The 16,936-nt window shown below is 61.8% G+C and carries 16 protein-coding genes and 1 pseudogene; 6 read left to right on the forward strand and 11 right to left on the reverse strand.

Annotation, left to right across the window (positions count from 1 at the left end; translation table 11 throughout):
- The first annotated feature begins 29 nt into the window (after positions 1 to 29).
- Positions 30 to 962, forward strand: a complete 933-nt coding sequence (locus tag M1D44_RS19490) for a TIGR01777 family oxidoreductase (RefSeq protein WP_316853680.1) — start codon at positions 30 to 32, stop codon at positions 960 to 962.
- 75 nt (positions 963 to 1,037) lie between these two features.
- On the opposite strand, the gene M1D44_RS19495 is transcribed toward M1D44_RS19490, so the two are convergent.
- Positions 1,038 to 1,361, reverse strand: a complete 324-nt coding sequence (locus M1D44_RS19495; protein WP_316684902.1) for a carbonic anhydrase — start codon at positions 1,359 to 1,361, stop codon at positions 1,038 to 1,040.
- A gap of 63 nt (positions 1,362 to 1,424) precedes the next feature.
- On the opposite strand from M1D44_RS19495, the gene M1D44_RS19500 reads away from it, so the two are divergent.
- The 4 genes from M1D44_RS19500 to M1D44_RS19515 all read left to right on the forward strand — a co-directional run bounded on the left by M1D44_RS19500 (position 1,425) and on the right by M1D44_RS19515 (position 5,493).
- Positions 1,425 to 2,285, forward strand: coding sequence for an alpha/beta hydrolase (locus M1D44_RS19500; RefSeq protein WP_316684901.1), 861 nt, complete (start codon positions 1,425 to 1,427; stop codon positions 2,283 to 2,285).
- A 183-nt stretch (positions 2,286 to 2,468) separates the two neighbouring features.
- On the forward strand, positions 2,469 to 4,019 hold the full coding sequence (locus M1D44_RS19505; RefSeq protein WP_316853681.1) for a cryptochrome/deoxyribodipyrimidine photo-lyase family protein: 1,551 nt from the start codon (positions 2,469 to 2,471) through the stop codon (positions 4,017 to 4,019).
- Positions 4,020 to 4,027: 8 nt separating this feature from the next.
- Complete coding sequence (locus tag M1D44_RS19510; RefSeq protein ID WP_239498054.1) at positions 4,028 to 4,192, forward strand: DUF2256 domain-containing protein; 165 nt, start codon at positions 4,028 to 4,030, stop codon at positions 4,190 to 4,192.
- Positions 4,189 to 5,493 (forward strand): DASH family cryptochrome, encoded by a 1,305-nt coding sequence (locus tag M1D44_RS19515; protein ID WP_316853682.1) that lies wholly within the window; start codon positions 4,189 to 4,191, stop codon positions 5,491 to 5,493. Before M1D44_RS19510 ends, M1D44_RS19515 begins: the two co-directional genes overlap by 4 nt.
- A gap of 294 nt (positions 5,494 to 5,787) precedes the next feature.
- Here M1D44_RS19515 and M1D44_RS19520 read toward each other — a convergent pair whose 3' ends face one another.
- From M1D44_RS19520 to M1D44_RS19565, 10 genes and pseudogenes are all read right to left on the reverse strand, one after another.
- Positions 5,788 to 6,489 carry a succinate dehydrogenase iron-sulfur subunit gene (locus tag M1D44_RS19520; protein ID WP_009241007.1) on the reverse strand — a complete coding sequence of 234 codons (702 nt, stop codon included), beginning with the start codon at positions 6,487 to 6,489 and terminating at the stop codon, positions 5,788 to 5,790.
- A gap of 22 nt (positions 6,490 to 6,511) precedes the next feature.
- Entirely contained in the window at positions 6,512 to 8,290 is a 1,779-nt protein-coding gene (gene sdhA / locus M1D44_RS19525) for a succinate dehydrogenase flavoprotein subunit (RefSeq protein WP_024979655.1), read from the reverse strand.
- Positions 8,291 to 8,293: 3 nt separating this feature from the next.
- Positions 8,294 to 8,659: a succinate dehydrogenase, hydrophobic membrane anchor protein gene (sdhD, locus tag M1D44_RS19530; protein WP_004637532.1), complete on the reverse strand. Its 366-nt coding sequence runs from the start codon at positions 8,657 to 8,659 to the stop codon at positions 8,294 to 8,296.
- An 11-nt stretch (positions 8,660 to 8,670) separates the two neighbouring features.
- Entirely contained in the window at positions 8,671 to 9,081 is a 411-nt protein-coding gene (gene sdhC / locus M1D44_RS19535; protein WP_461241628.1) for a succinate dehydrogenase, cytochrome b556 subunit, read from the reverse strand.
- Between the two features lie 86 nt (positions 9,082 to 9,167).
- The gene (locus M1D44_RS19540; protein ID WP_316684740.1) at positions 9,168 to 9,623 is read right to left on the reverse strand and encodes a DUF3429 domain-containing protein; all 456 of its coding nucleotides are present in this window, start codon (positions 9,621 to 9,623) and stop codon (positions 9,168 to 9,170) included.
- On the reverse strand, positions 9,620 to 10,396 hold the full coding sequence (locus M1D44_RS19545) for an SDR family NAD(P)-dependent oxidoreductase (RefSeq protein ID WP_439004851.1): 777 nt from the start codon (positions 10,394 to 10,396) through the stop codon (positions 9,620 to 9,622). The genes M1D44_RS19540 and M1D44_RS19545 overlap by 4 nt, the downstream gene beginning before the upstream one ends.
- A gap of 93 nt (positions 10,397 to 10,489) precedes the next feature.
- Positions 10,490 to 11,035, reverse strand: a complete 546-nt coding sequence (locus M1D44_RS19550; protein WP_316854336.1) for a hypothetical protein — start codon at positions 11,033 to 11,035, stop codon at positions 10,490 to 10,492.
- A 252-nt stretch (positions 11,036 to 11,287) separates the two neighbouring features.
- Positions 11,288 to 11,386: pseudogene (locus M1D44_RS19555) on the reverse strand (MerR family transcriptional regulator); the annotation flags it as partial.
- Between the two features lie 366 nt (positions 11,387 to 11,752).
- Entirely contained in the window at positions 11,753 to 14,203 is a 2,451-nt protein-coding gene (locus M1D44_RS19560) for a YbcC family protein (RefSeq protein WP_316854332.1), read from the reverse strand.
- 132 nt (positions 14,204 to 14,335) lie between these two features.
- On the reverse strand, positions 14,336 to 15,928 hold the full coding sequence (locus M1D44_RS19565; protein ID WP_316854304.1) for an NADH-quinone oxidoreductase subunit L: 1,593 nt from the start codon (positions 15,926 to 15,928) through the stop codon (positions 14,336 to 14,338).
- A 99-nt stretch (positions 15,929 to 16,027) separates the two neighbouring features.
- Between M1D44_RS19565 and M1D44_RS19570 the strand changes: the two genes are divergently transcribed.
- Positions 16,028 to 16,912, forward strand: coding sequence for a LysR family transcriptional regulator (locus M1D44_RS19570; protein ID WP_253542690.1), 885 nt, complete (start codon positions 16,028 to 16,030; stop codon positions 16,910 to 16,912).
- The last annotated feature ends 24 nt before the right edge of the window (positions 16,913 to 16,936 follow it).

Raw genomic sequence — 16,936 nt, forward strand, 5'->3', positions numbered from 1 at the left:
CTCAACTGCAATCAGGAGATCAACCCATCATGCGCATCTTGTTGACTGGCGGCACCGGATTGATCGGGCGCGCGCTTTGCCGCCAGTGGCGTGCGCAGGGCCACGATCTGGTTGTCTGGAGCCGCTCGCCTGAACGGGTGGCTCGGCTGTGTGCGGGTGCACGCGGTGTCGCAACGCTGCGTGAGCTGGATGGTGCCGCGCCATTTGATGCGGTGATCAATCTGGCGGGCGCGCCGATTGCCGATCGCCCATGGACGGCTCAGCGGCGGAAGGTGCTATGGCGCAGCCGGGTCGACCTGACGCGGGAACTCGTGGATTGGCTGGGCCGCTGCGAGAAGCGCCCTCGCGTGCTTGTTTCCGGATCTGCCGCCGGCTGGTACGGAGATCGAGGGCAGGAGCCGCTGGATGAAGACAGCCCCCCTGGCGAGCACGACTTCGGCAGTCAGCTGTGCGTCGCATGGGAGGAGGAAGCCCGCCGTGCGGAAGGGCTGGGCATGCGCGTCGTCTTGCTGCGCACGGCGCCCGTGCTGGCGAGTGATGGCGGCATGTTGCCCAGGCTGCGTCTGCCGTTCAGCATGGGACTGGGTGGGCGACTCGGCAGCGGCCAGCAGTGGATGCCGTGGATCCATCTTGACGACGTGGTGGGCCTGATCGATTTTCTCTTGCACCGCACCGATTGCAAGGGCGCCTTCAATGCATGTGCGCCGCATCTTGTCAGCAACGCGGACTTTGCCGGCACGCTGGCGGCTACGCTGCGCCGGCCGATGTTCTTGCCTGTTCCCGCTTGGACATTGCGGATGGCGCTGGGCGAAATGTCAGTGTTGCTGCTGGGCAGCCAACACCTGCAGCCCAGGCGGGCCATGGAGGCCGGCTATCTGTTTCGCTTTCCGCATCTGGAAGCGGCATTGGGTTGCCTGTTGGGGCGCGAGAGACATCCCGCTACCCGGCGCCCCGCAGCATGACTCCAGCGGCGGGCATCGCGCCCGCTGCGCATAGCCGGGTAGTGACCGGTGCCCGAAGGCTCTCGGTCATCTTCGTCAGACCTGCCGCAGGTTGCGCGACGTGACCGCCACCGTGGTGGGGGATTCAGCCAATGCCACAAAGCGGCGTGTTGCGCCATCCAGCGCATCGATGCTGCCCGTTTCTATGTCATAGACCCAGCCGTGCAGATTCATGCGGCCCTGCTCGAGCGCTAGCGCCACAGATAGGCGCGTGCGCGGGTTGGCCAGCTGTGCGACCACGTTTTTGCGAACCATCCTGGGCACTGCATCCAACGCGCACGGGTGTGCGTATATCTTCGAGCGCTCTGTCTTGACATCAACCTGTATGTGCCTGCACTTGATTCCTATCTCATCGAGCATGGGCGGCGTTGACCGCTACCCGTGCGTTTGCCCGGCATTTTTTTGGCTGCAAGGAGGTTGTCGATGCCTGGTGTGACCCGCCGAGCATGGATGGCAGCCGCGTTGGCGAGCCTCGCAGGGTGTTCTGCCCTGGATGTGCTCAACGCAGTGACCAAGTCCGACGCAAGCGTGCCGACGCTGGGGCTGGCCTACGGTCCACACCCGCGCCAGAGATTGGACATTTATCGACCCGTCCGGCCGATGGAAGGGCCGCCCCGTGCGGTTGTGTTCTTCTACGGCGGGTCGTGGCGCGAGGGGGACCGCAAGGATTACGCATTCGTGGGTGAAGCATTGGCCGCAACCGGGGCGATTGCGATGGTTGCCGACTACAGGCTGTATCCGGAGGTGCGCTACCCAGACTTCCTGCTGGACTGCGCAGCCGCCACGGCTTTCGCACGGCGTTGGCTGGATCGGCAGGGCCATGCCGGCTCGCGCTTGTTCGTTGCGGGGCATAGCGCGGGCGCCTACAACGCTGCGATGGTGGCAACCGATAGCCGCTGGCTCGAAGCGCAGGGTCTGCGCATCGAAACGCTGTCGGGCTGGATCGGTATGGCCGGCCCCTACAACTTCCTGCCGATTCAAGCGGCCGATGTGTTGCCCGTGTTCAACCACCCGAACGAAACACCGGATAGCCAGCCGGTGTTCCACGTAAGCCAGGGGTGGCTGCCTCCAGCGTTGCTGCTAACGGGGGAGCACGATGCATACGTGGATGTCCGGCGAAATACGCTGTCACTCGCCGAACGCCTGATGGAGTATCGGCACCCGGTGGAACTCAAGGTCTATCCACGGCTGGACCACAAAACGATCGTGGCCGCGCTGGCTTCGCCGCTGCAGTTTCTGGGGCCTGTGCTTTCCGATGTGGCGCGCTTCGTGGCCAGCGCCTGAGCGCGCCATGCAGCTGTGCAATACAGGGCCGTGAAACGGATTTTCTACGGCGTGCCAGGCTGGCTGAATCGGGAATGTGTTGGAAATTCGGGCTCTGCTGGCCCGGTCAGTCATCCATAGCGGGCCCGTGGTTCTTATACTCGGGCGACGTGATCAAGTTGTGCTGTAAGCCACCGAAGTCCAATGAGCTACACCGTCGTCTGGTTCAAGCGTGACCTGCGGGTGCACGACCATGCTCCGCTTGTCCATGCCGCCCGCCAGGGAAAGGTTCTGTGTCTGTACGTCATCGAGCCAAGCCTCTGGGCTCAGCCCGACGCCGCATCGCAGCACTATCTCTTTATTCAGGAATGCTTGCAGGATCTCGCGCAGCAGCTGCGTGCATGCGGTGTACGGTTGCAGATCGCCGTGGGTGAAGTCACGGAAGTGCTTGCGCGGCTGCATGCGGCAGCGCCCTTCAAGCACTTGGTGTCTCACGAAGAGACGGGCAACGGCCACACATTCGCGCGCGACAAGGCCGTCGCCCGTTGGTGTGTCGATCAGGGCGTCACTTGGCGCGAGTGGCCGCAGCATGGGGTGGTGCGGCGCTTGCCCACCCGGGACGTCTGGCACGACCGCTGGGCCGAACACATGTACGCGCCGCGCGTGGCTGCGCCCGAAGCGGGCAGCCTGAGTGATGTCGCTTTGCCATGGAAGACGATGGATTGGCCTGGGTGCGAGGCACTTGGCCTGGATGCATCTTCGGCACCGCGCCGTCAGCGCGGCGGACGAGCACGCGGCGCTGAGGTGCTGCGCGAATTCCTGGCTGAGCGAAGCCGCCACTATCGAGGCGGCATCTCCTCACCTTTGACGGCGCCAAGCGCATGCTCGCGTCTTTCCCCTTACTTGGCATACGGATGCCTGAGCCTGCGTGAAGTGGTGCAGGGCACAGAGCAACGCCTGCTCCAACTCAAGGGCAACACAGACGACGATGCGGTGTGGCAGCGTAAAGGGCTGTCCGCGTTTGTCAGTCGCCTGCATTGGCATTGCCACTTCATCCAGAAACTGGAATCTGAACCCGCCATCGAGTTCCGCAATGTGCACCGCGGCTACGACGGCCTGCGCGAAGCAGGATGGAACGCGGGCCACTTTGCCGCCCTTGTAGCGGGGCGTACCGGCTGGCCGATGGTGGATGCCTGTGTGGCCATGCTGGGGGAAACCGGTTGGATCAACTTTCGCATGCGGGCCATGCTCGTCTCGGTTGCTTCCTACCCGTTATGGCTGCACTGGCGGCCGGTGGGCCTTTGGCTGGCCCGGCAGTTCATCGACTACGAGCCGGGAATCCACTGGAGCCAGATGCAGATGCAAGCCGGCACCACCGGCATCAACACCACGCGGGTCTACAACCCGATCAAGCAGGCGCAAGACCAGGACCCCCACGGCCGGTTTGTCCGGCGCTGGCTGCCAGCCCTGCGCCGCGTGCCCGATGCGTGGCTCTTGCAGCCGTGGCGCATGCCGCCCGATGTTCAGACCCGCTGTGGTGTGCGGGTTGGCGAAGACATCCCTGTTCCGCTGGTCGATCTTGAGGCGGCAACGCGGCACGCCAAGATGCGCATTCATGCGTTGCGCGCCCGGCCGGAGGTTCGCGCCGCCAATGACGCGATCGTGAAGAGGCATGCCTCCCGCTTGCGCCGCGATCGTGTTGACGCCCCCCGTGGGAATGGGGCTACGTATTCGCAGCTCAGTCTCGACTTGTAAATCCGTCGATGCACAAGAAGCTGAATCTGCCGAGCAAGCACTGCGTGCACTGCGGCTTGCCATTCACCTGGCGCAAGAAGTGGGCAAGGGACTGGGATGCGGTCAAGTATTGCTCCGAGCGTTGCCGCAGGGAAGCCGCGCAAGGCAAGGCACGCGTTGGAGAAGCGCGTTGAGTACCGTCCTGTTCTGGTTCCGCAACGATCTACGGCTGCATGATCAGCCGGCACTGCGTGCAGCGTGCGAGAGCGGGGCCAGGCACCTCGTACCGGTGTACTGCCATGCAGATTACGACGACCTGACGCCCTGGGGTTTTGCACGCGTGGGTGTGCACCGCCGGGCCGTGCTTGCTGCAGCTGTCCGAGACTTGAGGCGCCAGTTGGCCGATCTCGGCAACCCGCTGGTCGAGTGCTGCGGCCCGCCTGGAAAGGTCCTGCCCGCATTGGCGCACGCTATGGGCGCCGCCGCTGTGTTTTGCGAAGACATCGCCGCACCATACGAGCAAGCAGACGTGGCCGAACTGCGAAGTGCGGGGCTGCACGTGCAGACCGTCTGGCAGAGCAGTCTGATGGATCCGCTTGGCCTGCCTTGGCCCGTTCAATCGCTGCCGCGTGTGTTCACAACGTTCAGGCAAGCGATCGAACAAGCGCAGATCCAACCTTCGCAGCCGCTGCCGCCGCCGGCTTATCTTCCGCCACGGCCATTTGGCCTCGTCATTCCGCCGGGCCTGGCGCGTGCGCCCGCTCCCGATGCAGCTGAAATCGCGTCGGCGGATTCGCGCTCGTCGTTTCCGTATGGCAGGCCGGAGTTTGATGGAGGTGAGACGGCAGGCCTTCAGCATCTGGCCAATTACCTGCAGCGCAAGCTGCCTCATACGTACAAGCGCACGCGCAACGCCTTGGCTGGGCTGGACTTCTCCAGCAAATGGTCTGCGTGGCTGGCCAGTGGTGCGTTGTCGCCCCGACGCGTGGTGGCGGAGCTGCAGCGGTTCGAACAGTTGCACGGCAAGAGTGACGGCGGCTATTGGTTGTGGTTCGAGTTGCTGTGGCGAGACTACTTCCGCTTCCTGCATCTTCAGCATGGGGCACGACTGTACCGCGCACGTGGTCTCGCCGATCAACCGCAGCACGCCGAGCGCCCCGATGCCCAGGGCTTCGAGCGCTGGCGTCGTGCATCGACCGGAGAACCGCTTGTCGATGCCGCGATGCGCGAACTGGAGGCCACCGGGTACCTTAGCAACAGGCTCAGGCAGGTGGTCGCCAGCTACCTCGTGCATGATCTGAAAGGCGACTGGCGCGCGGGTGCCGCGTGGTTCGAATCGCAACTCGTAGACTACGACGTCTACAGCAATCAGGGCAATTGGTTGTATATCGCGGGGCGCGGCACAGACCCACGTGGCGGCAGGCGGTTCAATGCCCGCAAGCAGGCCGCTGAATACGATCCCGATGGGTCTTATCTCCGCCTATGGGCGGCGTGATAGTTCTCCGCTAGCTGCCCCGGGGAAGGCGGCTGAACGGCGCGCCGGAAAAAGGCTGAAGGCAATTTGAGCGCCGTGGCTCTTAATGACCGAGTATTCGCAGTCGATTATTCGCAGCGGCCCCCAAGTCAGCACGACATGACTGAGACGTGACGACCGGAAAGAGTGCAGCCTTCGAGAGCCAGAGATTCTGGCAGCAGCGCTGACCACCCTCTTTACGGTTGCCGTGGCCGTCCTTGTGCGCGAGCACTGGTGTTTGTGAGTGGCTCAGGAGAATCTGAACCACTGCGCGGCTTACACCGCGCGACGCACCATCAATTCCTTGATCTTGCCGATGGCCTTGGTCGGGTTCAGACCCTTCGGGCACACATCAACGCAATTCATGATGGTGTGGCAACGGAACAGGCGGTACGGATCTTCCAGATTGTCCAGACGTTCGCTGGTGGCCTGGTCGCGGCTGTCGGCGATGAAGCGATACGCCTGCAGCAGACCGGCCGGGCCGACGAACTTGTCCGGGTTCCACCAGAACGACGGGCACGACGTCGAGCAGCTCGCGCACAGGATGCACTCGTACAGACCGTCGAGCTCTTCGCGCTCTTCCGGCGATTGCAGGCGCTCCTTCTCGGGCGGCGGCTCGTCGTTGATCAGATACGGCTTGATCGAGTGGTACTGGTTGAAGAACTGCGTCATGTCGACGATCAGATCGCGGACCACGGGCAGCCCCGGCAGCGGGCGCAGCACGATCTTCTCGGGCAGCTCACGCATGTTGGTCAGGCAGGCCAGACCATTCTTGCCGTTGATGTTCATGGCGTCGGAGCCGCACACGCCTTCACGGCACGAGCGACGGAACGCGATCGACTCGTCGAGCTTCTTCAGCTTGACCAGCGCGTCGAGCAGCATGCGCTCGTGACCGTCGAGCTCAACCTCGTAGGTCTGCATGCGGGGCGCTGCGTCCTTGTCCGGATCGTAGCGATAGACTTCAAAAATACGCTTCATTTTTGTGGGCCCTTCTTATCCGTTAGAACGTACGCGCCTTGGGCGGCACCGATTCCACCGACAGCGGCTTCAACTGCACGGGCTTGTAGTCGAGGCGGTTGCCTTCGCTGTACCACAGCGAGTGCTTCATCCAGTTTTCGTCGTCGCGGTTCGGGAAGTCGCTGTGTGCGTGTGCGCCGCGCGATTCCTTGCGGGCGGCGGCCGACACCATCGTCGCCTTTGCCACTTCCACCAGGTTGGCCACTTCCAGCGCTTCGACGCGCGCGGTGTTGAACACCTTGGACTTGTCCTTCAGGTGGATGCTGCCAGCGCGCTCGGCCACTTCCAGGATGCGCTCGACGCCTTCATCCATCAGCTTCTGCGTACGGAACACGCCCGCGTGCGACTGCATGTTGCGGCGGATGTCGTTGGCGACGTCCTGCGCGTACTCGCCCGAGCTGGACGAATCGAGCTTGGCCAGGCGCGACAGTGCGCGGTCCGCTGCATCGGCCGGCAACGGCTTGTGCTCGCGGTTCTTCAGGTTCTGCGCAACGATGTGGTTGCCCGCCGACCGGCCGAACACCACCAGGTCGAGCAGCGAGTTCGTGCCCAGGCGGTTGGCGCCGTGCACCGACACGCACGAGCATTCGCCGATCGCGTAGAAGCCGTTGATGACCTCGTTCGGGTTGCCGTTCTTCGGCACCACGACCTGGCCGTGATAGTTCGTCGGAATGCCACCCATCTGGTAGTGGATGGTCGGCACCACAGGAATCGGTTCCTTGATGGCGTCGACGTTGGCGAACTTCAGGCCGATCTCGCGGATCGACGGCAGGCGCTTCATGATGGTCTCGGCGCCGACGTGGGTCAGGTCGAGCAGCACGTAGTCGCCGTTCGGGCCGCAGCCGCGGCCTTCCTTGATTTCCTGATCCATCGAGCGCGACACGAAGTCACGCGGTGCCAGATCCTTCAGCGTCGGGGCATAGCGCTCCATGAAGCGCTCGCCATCCTTGTTACGCAGGATGCCGCCCTCGCCACGCACACCTTCCGTGATCAGCACGCCCGCGCCGGCCACGCCGGTCGGGTGGAACTGCCAGAACTCCATGTCTTCCAGCGGAACACCCGCGCGCGCTGCCATGCCCAGGCCGTCACCGGTGTTGATGAAGGCGTTGGTGGACGCTGCGTAGATGCGGCCTGCACCGCCCGTGGCGAACAGCGTCGTCTTCGCTTCGAGGATGTAGACCTCGCCGGTTTCCATTTCCAGCGCGGTCACGCCCAGCACGTCGCCGTCCTGGTCGCGGATCAGGTCCAGCGCCATCCATTCGACGAAGAAGTGGGTCTTGGCCTTGACGTTACGCTGATACAGCGTGTGCAGCAGCGCGTGGCCGGTACGGTCAGCCGCGGCGCAGGCACGCTGCACGGGCTTCTCGCCGTAGTTCGACGTGTGACCGCCGAACGGACGCTGGTAGATGGTGCCGTCGGCGTTGCGGTCGAACGGCATGCCGAAGTGTTCCAGCTCATAGACCACGTTCGGTGCCTGGCGGCACATGAACTCGATCGCGTCCTGGTCGCCGAGCCAGTCGGAGCCCTTGACGGTGTCGTAGAAGTGATAGTGCCAGTTGTCTTCGCTCATGTTGCCCAGCGAAGCACCGATACCACCCTGCGCCGCAACGGTGTGCGAGCGGGTGGGGAAAACCTTGGACAGCACGGCCACGGAGAGGCCGGCTTCTGCCAGCTGCAGCGATGCGCGCATGCCCGAACCGCCCGCACCGACGATCACGACGTCGAATTTGCGGCGCGGCAGCCCAGTCTTGACTGCGACCATGTCTTAAACCCTCCAGAGAATCTGAGCTGCGTAGCCCGCACAACCAACGAGCCACAGAATCGTCAACACTTGCAGCGTCAAACGCACTGCCACGGGCTTCACGTAGTCCATCCAGATGTCACGGACACCGATCCAGGCGTGATACGTGAGCGACACGAACGCCAGGAACGTCAGCATCTTCATCCACTGGTTGGAGAACAGCCCCGCCCAGCTTTGGTAAGACGTGTCTTTGGAGAGCAGGAACGCAGCCAGCAGCACGACGGTGTAGACCGCCATGATCACGGCGGTGACGCGCTGCGCGAGGAAGTCCTTCAGGCCGTAGTGCGCGCCGACAACGAGGCGCTTGGGACCGATATTGTTATTTGCCATCATTCGACTCCTCAGAACAGGCCGAACAGCTTGGCGCCGAACACGACGGTCAGCAGCAGGCTGACGATCAGCACGCTCACAGCCGACTTGGAGGCCGAAGCCTTGTCGATGCCGATATGCAGATCGAGGATCAGGTAACGGACACCTGCGCAGAAGTGGTGCAGGTATGCCCAGATGAGGGCAAGGACGACAACCTTGGCAAAGCCGTTGGACAGAAGCGCCGTGAACTTGGCGAAACTGATTTCCGACGTGAGACTTTGCTCGAACAAGTACAGCACGAACGGAAGAAGAAGGAACATCAGCGCACCGCTGGCACGGTGCAAGATGGACACCTTACCGGCCCAGGGCAAGCGGTAACGGGCAATGTCGCCCAAACCGATGTTCCTGTAGATGACGGTTCCATTTTCTGAATCGATTGCCACGTGGCCCTCCGAACAGGCTCCAGACACAGATGAAGTTGATGAACTTGGCGCAAAGCTCGTCTTTGTGGGGTACCGGTCTTCGGTGCTCACCCCGAGCTCGCAAGACCGGTAAGCATGAGCGACGCCACCGCTACGAAGGTCAATAGACTGCGCAACCGGAAGTACCAGGCCGGTATTGCCCCCCAACGCGAAAAAACAGCATCCGTCAGCCAGCAGGCTGCCAGCACCAGCGCCATCCTGACGAGCGCAGTGCGCGGCTCGCCACTGGTGGTTACGCCCCAAGCTGCGAGCGATGGAACGACGCTCCAGGCAAGCTGCAAGGCATGCCTGCGCGTGGTGTTTGCCTCGCCAAGCACGAGCCCCCAGTGCACCGCACCTACAAACGATGTAATGGACGCCGCGTACACCACCAGCGAATGCTGGTATTCGCTGCTCCCCGAGGTGTCCCGCAGGCAAAGCCACGCCAACCCGATAAACGGGACGAGGCCGCCGATGCCGAGCAGGACAGCCAGGCTGCGCAAGTATTTCGGCTGCGCACTCATGACTTAGGTGGCACGAGTAGTCGCCCTTGGCCGCCATCCACGCCGATCTGCTGGCCGGTGATCCAAGAGGCTGCAGGACTGAGCAGGAATTCCGCGAGCGCCGCGGTGTCCTCTCCTTGTCCGAGCCGGCCCATCGGGTTCGTCTTGGCGAGTCGCTCCACAACTGCTGGAGCACTTGTCAGGCGAGAAGACATTGCTGATGTGGTCAGCCCCGGATGAATGCAATTGACGCGGATATTGCGGTCTGCATACGTTGCAGCCGCCGACTGCGCAAGCGCTCCGACGGCGGCTTTCGCGCTGGCAATTGCTTCGTGATTCGGGAAGCCGGCAGTGGCGGCAACCGAGCCGATCAAGACCGCGCTTGCGTGCACTCTGTGGCGAACGGCCTGCTGTACAAACAGACGCAACACATTCCACGCCGAGAAAAAATTGGCGTCGAATGCCTGCTTGAGTTCGTCCTCCGCAGTCAGGTGCAGCGGCTTGATGATGATCGACCCGACGCAGTGCACGAGGCCTTCCGGCGCACCAAACTGAGCGACACCGGCCTCGACTGCAAGCTGAGCGCTATTCCGATCCGTAACATCGGCTGGACATATCAGTGTCGGGGCCGACTTGAGCGCGCCAGCAAGCGCTTCCAGCTTGCTCCGGTCTCGTGCAGTCAGCACCAGCGGAATGCCTGCGCTATTCAATCGTCGAGCGAGGGCAGCGCCTACAGCGCCGCTAGCTCCAGTAATCCAAACAAATCCCATGATGACTTCCTGACGTGTGCCCAACTGAACAGCAAAGGCGCAGGGGCAGGGGTCTTTGGAAATATCGCTTGAAGCTGCTCATGGTCACCGTGGCGTGGCGTGGCGTGTCGGAGCGGTTTAGCGCTCAGCCGTGTTGAGCAAGTCTTCTTGACGGACGATTTCTGCAAGCGCGGTCTCAAGCAGTTGTACCGCCCGGTTTGCGACGTTCCCGAGCCGGCGGTGCAGCAGGGCGTCACGTGCCGAGCGGTATATGCACTCATCGCTATAGCGTTGGAACGCGCTGAGTTGGATCACGAGTTCAGCCAAATGCCGCGGGCACTCGCACTGAATCGCCGAGGCGTGACCGGCTAGAGCGGCGAGCGCCTTGTCGTCGAAGCGGCGGGCCGAGCGCCTGCGAGTGTCGGCATTCAATATGTCTGCCCGGCGGAGCGCCGTAGCCCAATCGACAAGCTCTGCGACGAGCGGTTCAGGCTTGGCTTCAGCGTCGGATTGTCGGATTACGCGTATGCCGCCAAGGCCTGCGCGCTCGGTCGCGCGCACTGACGCCTCTGAGCAGATCACGCTGACGGCTTTCGCGTGCACCGCTTCGGCCAGTGCCGCAATGCGTGAAATCGTTTCTTCCTGAAGCGAAGGAACAGAGGCTAGCAGTGCATCCGCCCTCATACCTGTGCGTGCACTTCGAATTGCCTCTTCAAGCGATCTGGGGTGCCCGCAGACACGCATGTGGGCGCAAGCGCAATTAGCGACGTCAAGTGACACTGAGCCTACGATCAGAAGCGAAATGGGCTCAACGTGGGCCGCCTGAACGACGCCAGACGATTCCACTAGCGCCTTCAGAGATTCCGCATTCAAGCTCGCCACGGCACTGATTGGGTGCCCACGATCAACAAGGCCTCTGATCAGGCGCAGGCGTTCTATGTCTTCCTCTGTGTAGAGGCGTTGGCCCGAAGCGCTCTTCGGCGGCGAGACTACAGCGTATCTGCGCTCCCAAATGCGCAGCGTGGATGCTGGCATCCGAGCCAGTTTTGCTGCTTCGCCGCTTCGGTAATGCCTGGGGGCTAATGACTTGTGGAGCCTTTTCACGAGTCCTCCTCATCACCCTTGTAGGGTAATGCCCCGTTACAACGGCGAACAGCGCATTTCTCTACAGCCAACCACAATGCCTGTTGATGAGTCGGAAATGCATCAATATCCATGCTCCCGTCGTCGCGCGCTGAGAGGAGCTCTTCGAACATTCAACCTGGTGATTGCGCTCGCGCTTCCTCTTTCATGAATCCGGATACTGATTCAGACGCTCACGCGATTTGGCTGCACTGTGTAGAGACGAGCTTGGTCCGAGCAACCAGAAGGAAGTCCCTTTGGCGGTCTGACGTGGTTGTCTCACGCCGCACTCAGCCCGATCGGCTGCCACTTGCCATCGGTGTAGCGTTGAAGCTCGTTGTGCCCGAACCGCCAGAGGTGAAGCCAACCGTTTCTGACAAGTTGCCGGACGACGATGTGGTGTTCAATCACCCGGTCAATGGCTTCCTGTGGCGCGTCCACCAGAACAGTCAGCCGAAGCGGCTCATGGACCCAACGCTCTCCGTCATGAAGCGACTGCCGGGATAGGCCGATTCGCAAATCCCCTCCATTGCCTTCAAATACCCCGATTGAGCTGCCGACGACGTTATGCAGGAGTTTGTTGCCGCTCCCCAGATGTTGCGGATCACATGTTGACGCGTGATATTGCCAGTTGATCCAGTGGGTCACGAGCATGGGCGCCGTCAGCAATTGATCGAGCAGGCTACCGTCGGGATCGTTGCGGTGGTCGTAATCATGTAAGAACACGCGTCCGTCGAGCACCGCACCTTGGGTCCGATAACGCGGAGCGATCACGAAGGCCGCATTGCCGGCCAGCCCCCATTCCGGTCGCGTCTGTGCACCGTCGTTGGCGCGCCGCAGGAGCTTGGTCAAGAGTTGATCATGCGGCAAACGTGCATCGACACCCAGCTTGGGCGCACGCTCGCGTCTGACCTGATCGCAAGCGTGTTTCATTGCGTCTTCAAAGCGTGCCCAGCGCTCAAGCGCGGATTCGGACAACAGATCAAGGTCGAAGGCTTCGATCTCGTCGGTTGTCGTGTTATGCAGCGCCGCCACAAATTGCACCCGTGCTGGAATGTCGACGCCCAAGTTGACGAGCTCGGCGCGCACCTTCGGGTCATTGAGGAGCAGGGCCAAGGTGCGGGCATTGACCTCACCGCTTTGGCCACAGCATGCGCCGCAATCCAAAGATGCCGAATGCGCATTGTTGTTCGACTGGCTGCCATGACCGACGAGCACCACTAGCGGGGCCAGATTGTGAGCGAGCCCCATGGCGCGGAGCACGCGCCCCGCCAGGTCAGCTTTTTCACGTGGAGACTGCGATAGCAGTGCAGGTCTGCATACCTTCTTGTACCGGGAGGGCAATCCTGCCAAGTCTGCACGCGCGCGCCGCTGCGTCGACGGACGGACCCACCGCCACAGCGCGCCGGCGTAGCCAACGCCTGCAATCTCGACAAACGAGAACGCACCGCTGGGCCAGCGACTGGATTGATTCAACTGTGCGGCAACCCCGAGACGGGTGCGCCGTGCGCGTGTGACCGTACCGTCAGCAGAGGGTCCGTCTTGGCCTGTACTGAGGTAGACGCTGTCTGCCACCTCCATCGAAGGCGACAGTAAGCCGGGTAGTTGCGGGCGCCGTGCCCCTGTTCCGAGCGGCGTATAGGCAATGGGTATGCCGAAGAATCCCGCGAAGCCCAGCGTCTGGACCGCCGGCCAGACCGCCTCCAAGGAACGCCGCAAGGGTTCGCTGCGGACGTCAATGCAAAACGCTGCTTGTACTTCAATCTCGGAGGGCTCAGGCGCCACGCAGGACGCTCCTACGCGATGCGCTAGCTGGCGCTGGTAACCGGCTTCCAGGGCGTACTGCCAAACCTCGTCGATCAGCAAAGCGTCCTCGGCCTCTGCAAGCGTCGAAGATGCGCGGCGCCAGGCGTTGCGAAGGGTTGAAATGGCGGTCTTCGTGCTGTAGTCGTCATGACACTTCTGCAGAACGGCGCCCCAGGCAAGCCGAATGGCAAGCAACTCACGCAGGTTTGGATCTTCCTTCCCGCTCTGACGAGCTTGCCACCCAAGGTAGGCGCACCAAGATGCCCAGCCATTCACCGTGAGCAATACGGCTTCCAGATAATCTGGCCAGACATCGCTGGGCAGATCCAATTGCTCCAGCGCCCAGTGTTCGGCGTCCCGGAACGTGGGCGGCAGCTCCGCCAGATGCAGCTCAAGGTTCGGAATGCCCATTAGCAAGCCAATGCCGCGATCGTGCCGTAACGTGTCGCGCCAGAAGGCATACAGCCCATCGTTTTTCTGGATAGCCCAGTCCGACTGATTCTCGTCGAAATAAGCGGCGCAACTTTGGCTAACCTGGTGCGTGATTGCCTCGCGCCAAGAAAGCCTCGTATGGCGCAATGGATCGGTGTCAAGTATGTCGATCAGCAACGGCAAACGTGGCGCTGACCAATCGGTGTTGATGGCATTCAGGCATTGGGAAGCCGTCAGACCGGACACTTTGGCGGCGGGCAAGGCAGCAAGCGCATATTCGACGTCGTCTTTGGTGATGCGGCCAGATTGCCACGCTTGGCGCAGGCTTGGACGGCTTGGAAACACCTGGATGCCTCCAAGCACTGCCATCCGGGCTGCCACTTGGCGAACAGGCATGCTCACCCGGCCCCAATGAGGATTGACTGCAATTGCCCGATCTAAAGGCCATGCCGGTGCGATCGCTGCGCATGCTTGTTTGCAGGCGGCTTCCATCTGCTCCAGCCGCGCAGCGTCCGTGTACTTTTCGGCCTCAAGGTTGACGCAGGCTGCGTTATGTTCCGACATCGGGCCGGGACTGTTTAAGGAGGCAATACCGTTGTTCATGTGAACCTCTCTGAGCAGCATTTACTGGTTTGCATTCGCCTTGGCGGCTCGGGCGACTGCGAGGGGGAAGACATCCGAGCGACTTGGCGTCCATTTGGTCGGCCAGGAGCGCAACGCCAAACGGGTATAAAACTCATCCAAGTAAAGGCCCGCATAACAGGCACGGCGCAGAGAAGCCAAAGCGTGGGGAGATGTCTGCAACGCCACCAAGACGCAATGCATGGCAGCCATGCCGAGCAACGCTGCAATGCCGCCACCTGTGTCGGCGTGGTCCGCTATGCCAGTTGGCAAGAGGTGGAGGACGATTGCTGCGCCCATGAGACCCGCAATACTGATCAGGCTTGCGACAAGTCTGGCCAGCAGCATTGCAGCGGTCGAGCCTTCCTTGACGGATGGCAGCCAAAGCAGTGGCGCCCACGCAAGCGCGAGAATGCCGCTCCACCACCAAGGCCAGGGAATCTGATCCACCAGCGCATGAAGAAGGACGACGATGCCGATTGCGATGGCGGGGGCTGCGTACAAACTCAAGCGCGAGCGCTTTTCATGGCCAAGGAGCTGTTCCACGCGAAGCCGATCGACCACCGAGGACGCGGAGAGAAATGCGTGCGCCTTGTAAAGCGAATGGCCGAGGAGGTGAAGCGCTGCCAGTGTGTACAGGCCCAATCCACACTCCATCACCATGAACCCCATCTGCGCCACCGTGGACCAGGCCAGCCGGACCTTAATGCTGATCCGGGTGAGCATGATCAACCCGCCCATGACTGCCGTGGTCAGCCCTACCGTGATCAGCAGCCAGCGAGCCGGCGCGCTCGGGCTGAGCAGCGGGGCAAATCGGATCAGCACATAGCCGCCCAGGTTCACTACACCCGCATGCAGCAATGCCGATACGGGCGTCGGAGCCTCCATGACCTGGATGAGCCATCCGTGCACGGGCAGCAAAGCTGTTCTCAAGATCACACTGACGGCGATGCAGACCGCGCTGACCTGAAGGCTCGCGGATACCCCTTCGTGCGCAATGTGAAGCCATAACTGCGACAGAGAACCGCTGCCTACCTCGTGCCAGGCAAACGCGGCTGCCGTCACCAGGAAGACATCTGCCAACCGGTCTGCCAAACGCTTTTTGTGCGCGGCAAGCATTGCGAACGGTCGGTCCGGGTAAAAGCACAGCAAACGCTGCAACGCGACGCCGATCGTCGCCCATGCTCCGATCAATACCACCCAATGGTCTGCGAGCAGGAGCAGGTGCACAGACGCCAACACCCCGGCAAGCGCGCCGAGATAGCTGCGTTGCCCTTGCTCGCCTTGCAGGTACCGCGCAGAGAACGCGCCGATGCAGGTGCCCAGCAGTTGGACAAGCACGGCCATCCAACCGCCAATCAGGGACAGGCGCAGCCAAGGCGAGAGGGCGGAGCTGCCAAGAGGTTCGCCGGAACTCCACGTCGCCCAGGCCAAAGAGAATATGGCAGCACACAAGGAGATGGCCGACAGTGCGATAAAGCCGTGCCAAAGTGTCGGCGTACTTGCGCGGGCGGACCGAGGAAGGAGGGCGGCCACCCCCATCAAACCTGCCGGCAGGAGTGTCGAAACAGCCGTAAGAACGTGAACGATGTCCATGGGAAGCGCTGGCGAAAATTCGTGTGCCCGCATCTTCTTCTCTGGAAATCATTCTGTAAAATTCAATGATCAGAACGATTTGATATATAAAACAGAATGATCAGGCTGGAGCAGCTTAACTTCCATCACTTGTTCTACTTTTGGCGCGTGGCCAAGTTGGGACACCTCACGCGCGCCGCCCGCGAGCTGCACACCTCCCAGTCGGCGCTTTCCGCTCAGATCCGCCAGTTGGAAGAAAGACTTGGCGATGCCCTATTCAGCCGGGAAGGACGCAGCCTGGTGCTGACCGAGACCGGCCAGGTCGTGCTGTCCTACGCTGAAGACATTTTCGGACTCGGCCAGGAGATGCTCGGAAGATTGGTTGGCCGAAGCGAGGGAATGACGCGACTTCGCGTTGGAAGTGTGGCGACCCTGTCGAGAAACTATCAGGAGAACTGGATCAAGCCGCTCTTGGCTGACCCCGAAGTGCTACTCACCCTGGAATCCGGGGTTCTCGAAGACTTGCTCGGCCGGCTGGTCGAACATCAACTTGACGTTGTGCTCGCCAATGAAAGCGTGCCCACCAATCCGGATCGCCCTCTTCACTGTCAGTATCTTGGTAGTCAATCCATTTCCCTGGTAGGGCCAGCAGCAGTCTGGAAAGGCCGAACCCTGCACATCCCAGAAGATCTTGATGGGCTTGAGATTGCGTTACCTGGGCCGCGCCACGCGCTTAGAACTCAGTTCGACGCTCTGTGCGCGTCAATGGGTGTGGTCCCCCGATTGCGGGCGGAGATAGACGACATGGCCATGCTGCGTCTGATTGCACGTGACAGCGGCTGGTTGGCTGTGTTGCCCGAAGTTGTCGTTCAAGATGAGTTGCGAGCGGGAATCCTGGTGACTGTAGGGCAGTCGACGCAATTGCAGGAACGCTTCTACGCCATCACCACAATACGCAGACATAGGCTTGAAGCGCTCGAGCGATTGCTGTCTCAGCCGGTCTAGGCAGACGCCGGACGTGCGAGATGC

This window comes from Ralstonia sp. SA306, assembly GCF_054792405.1.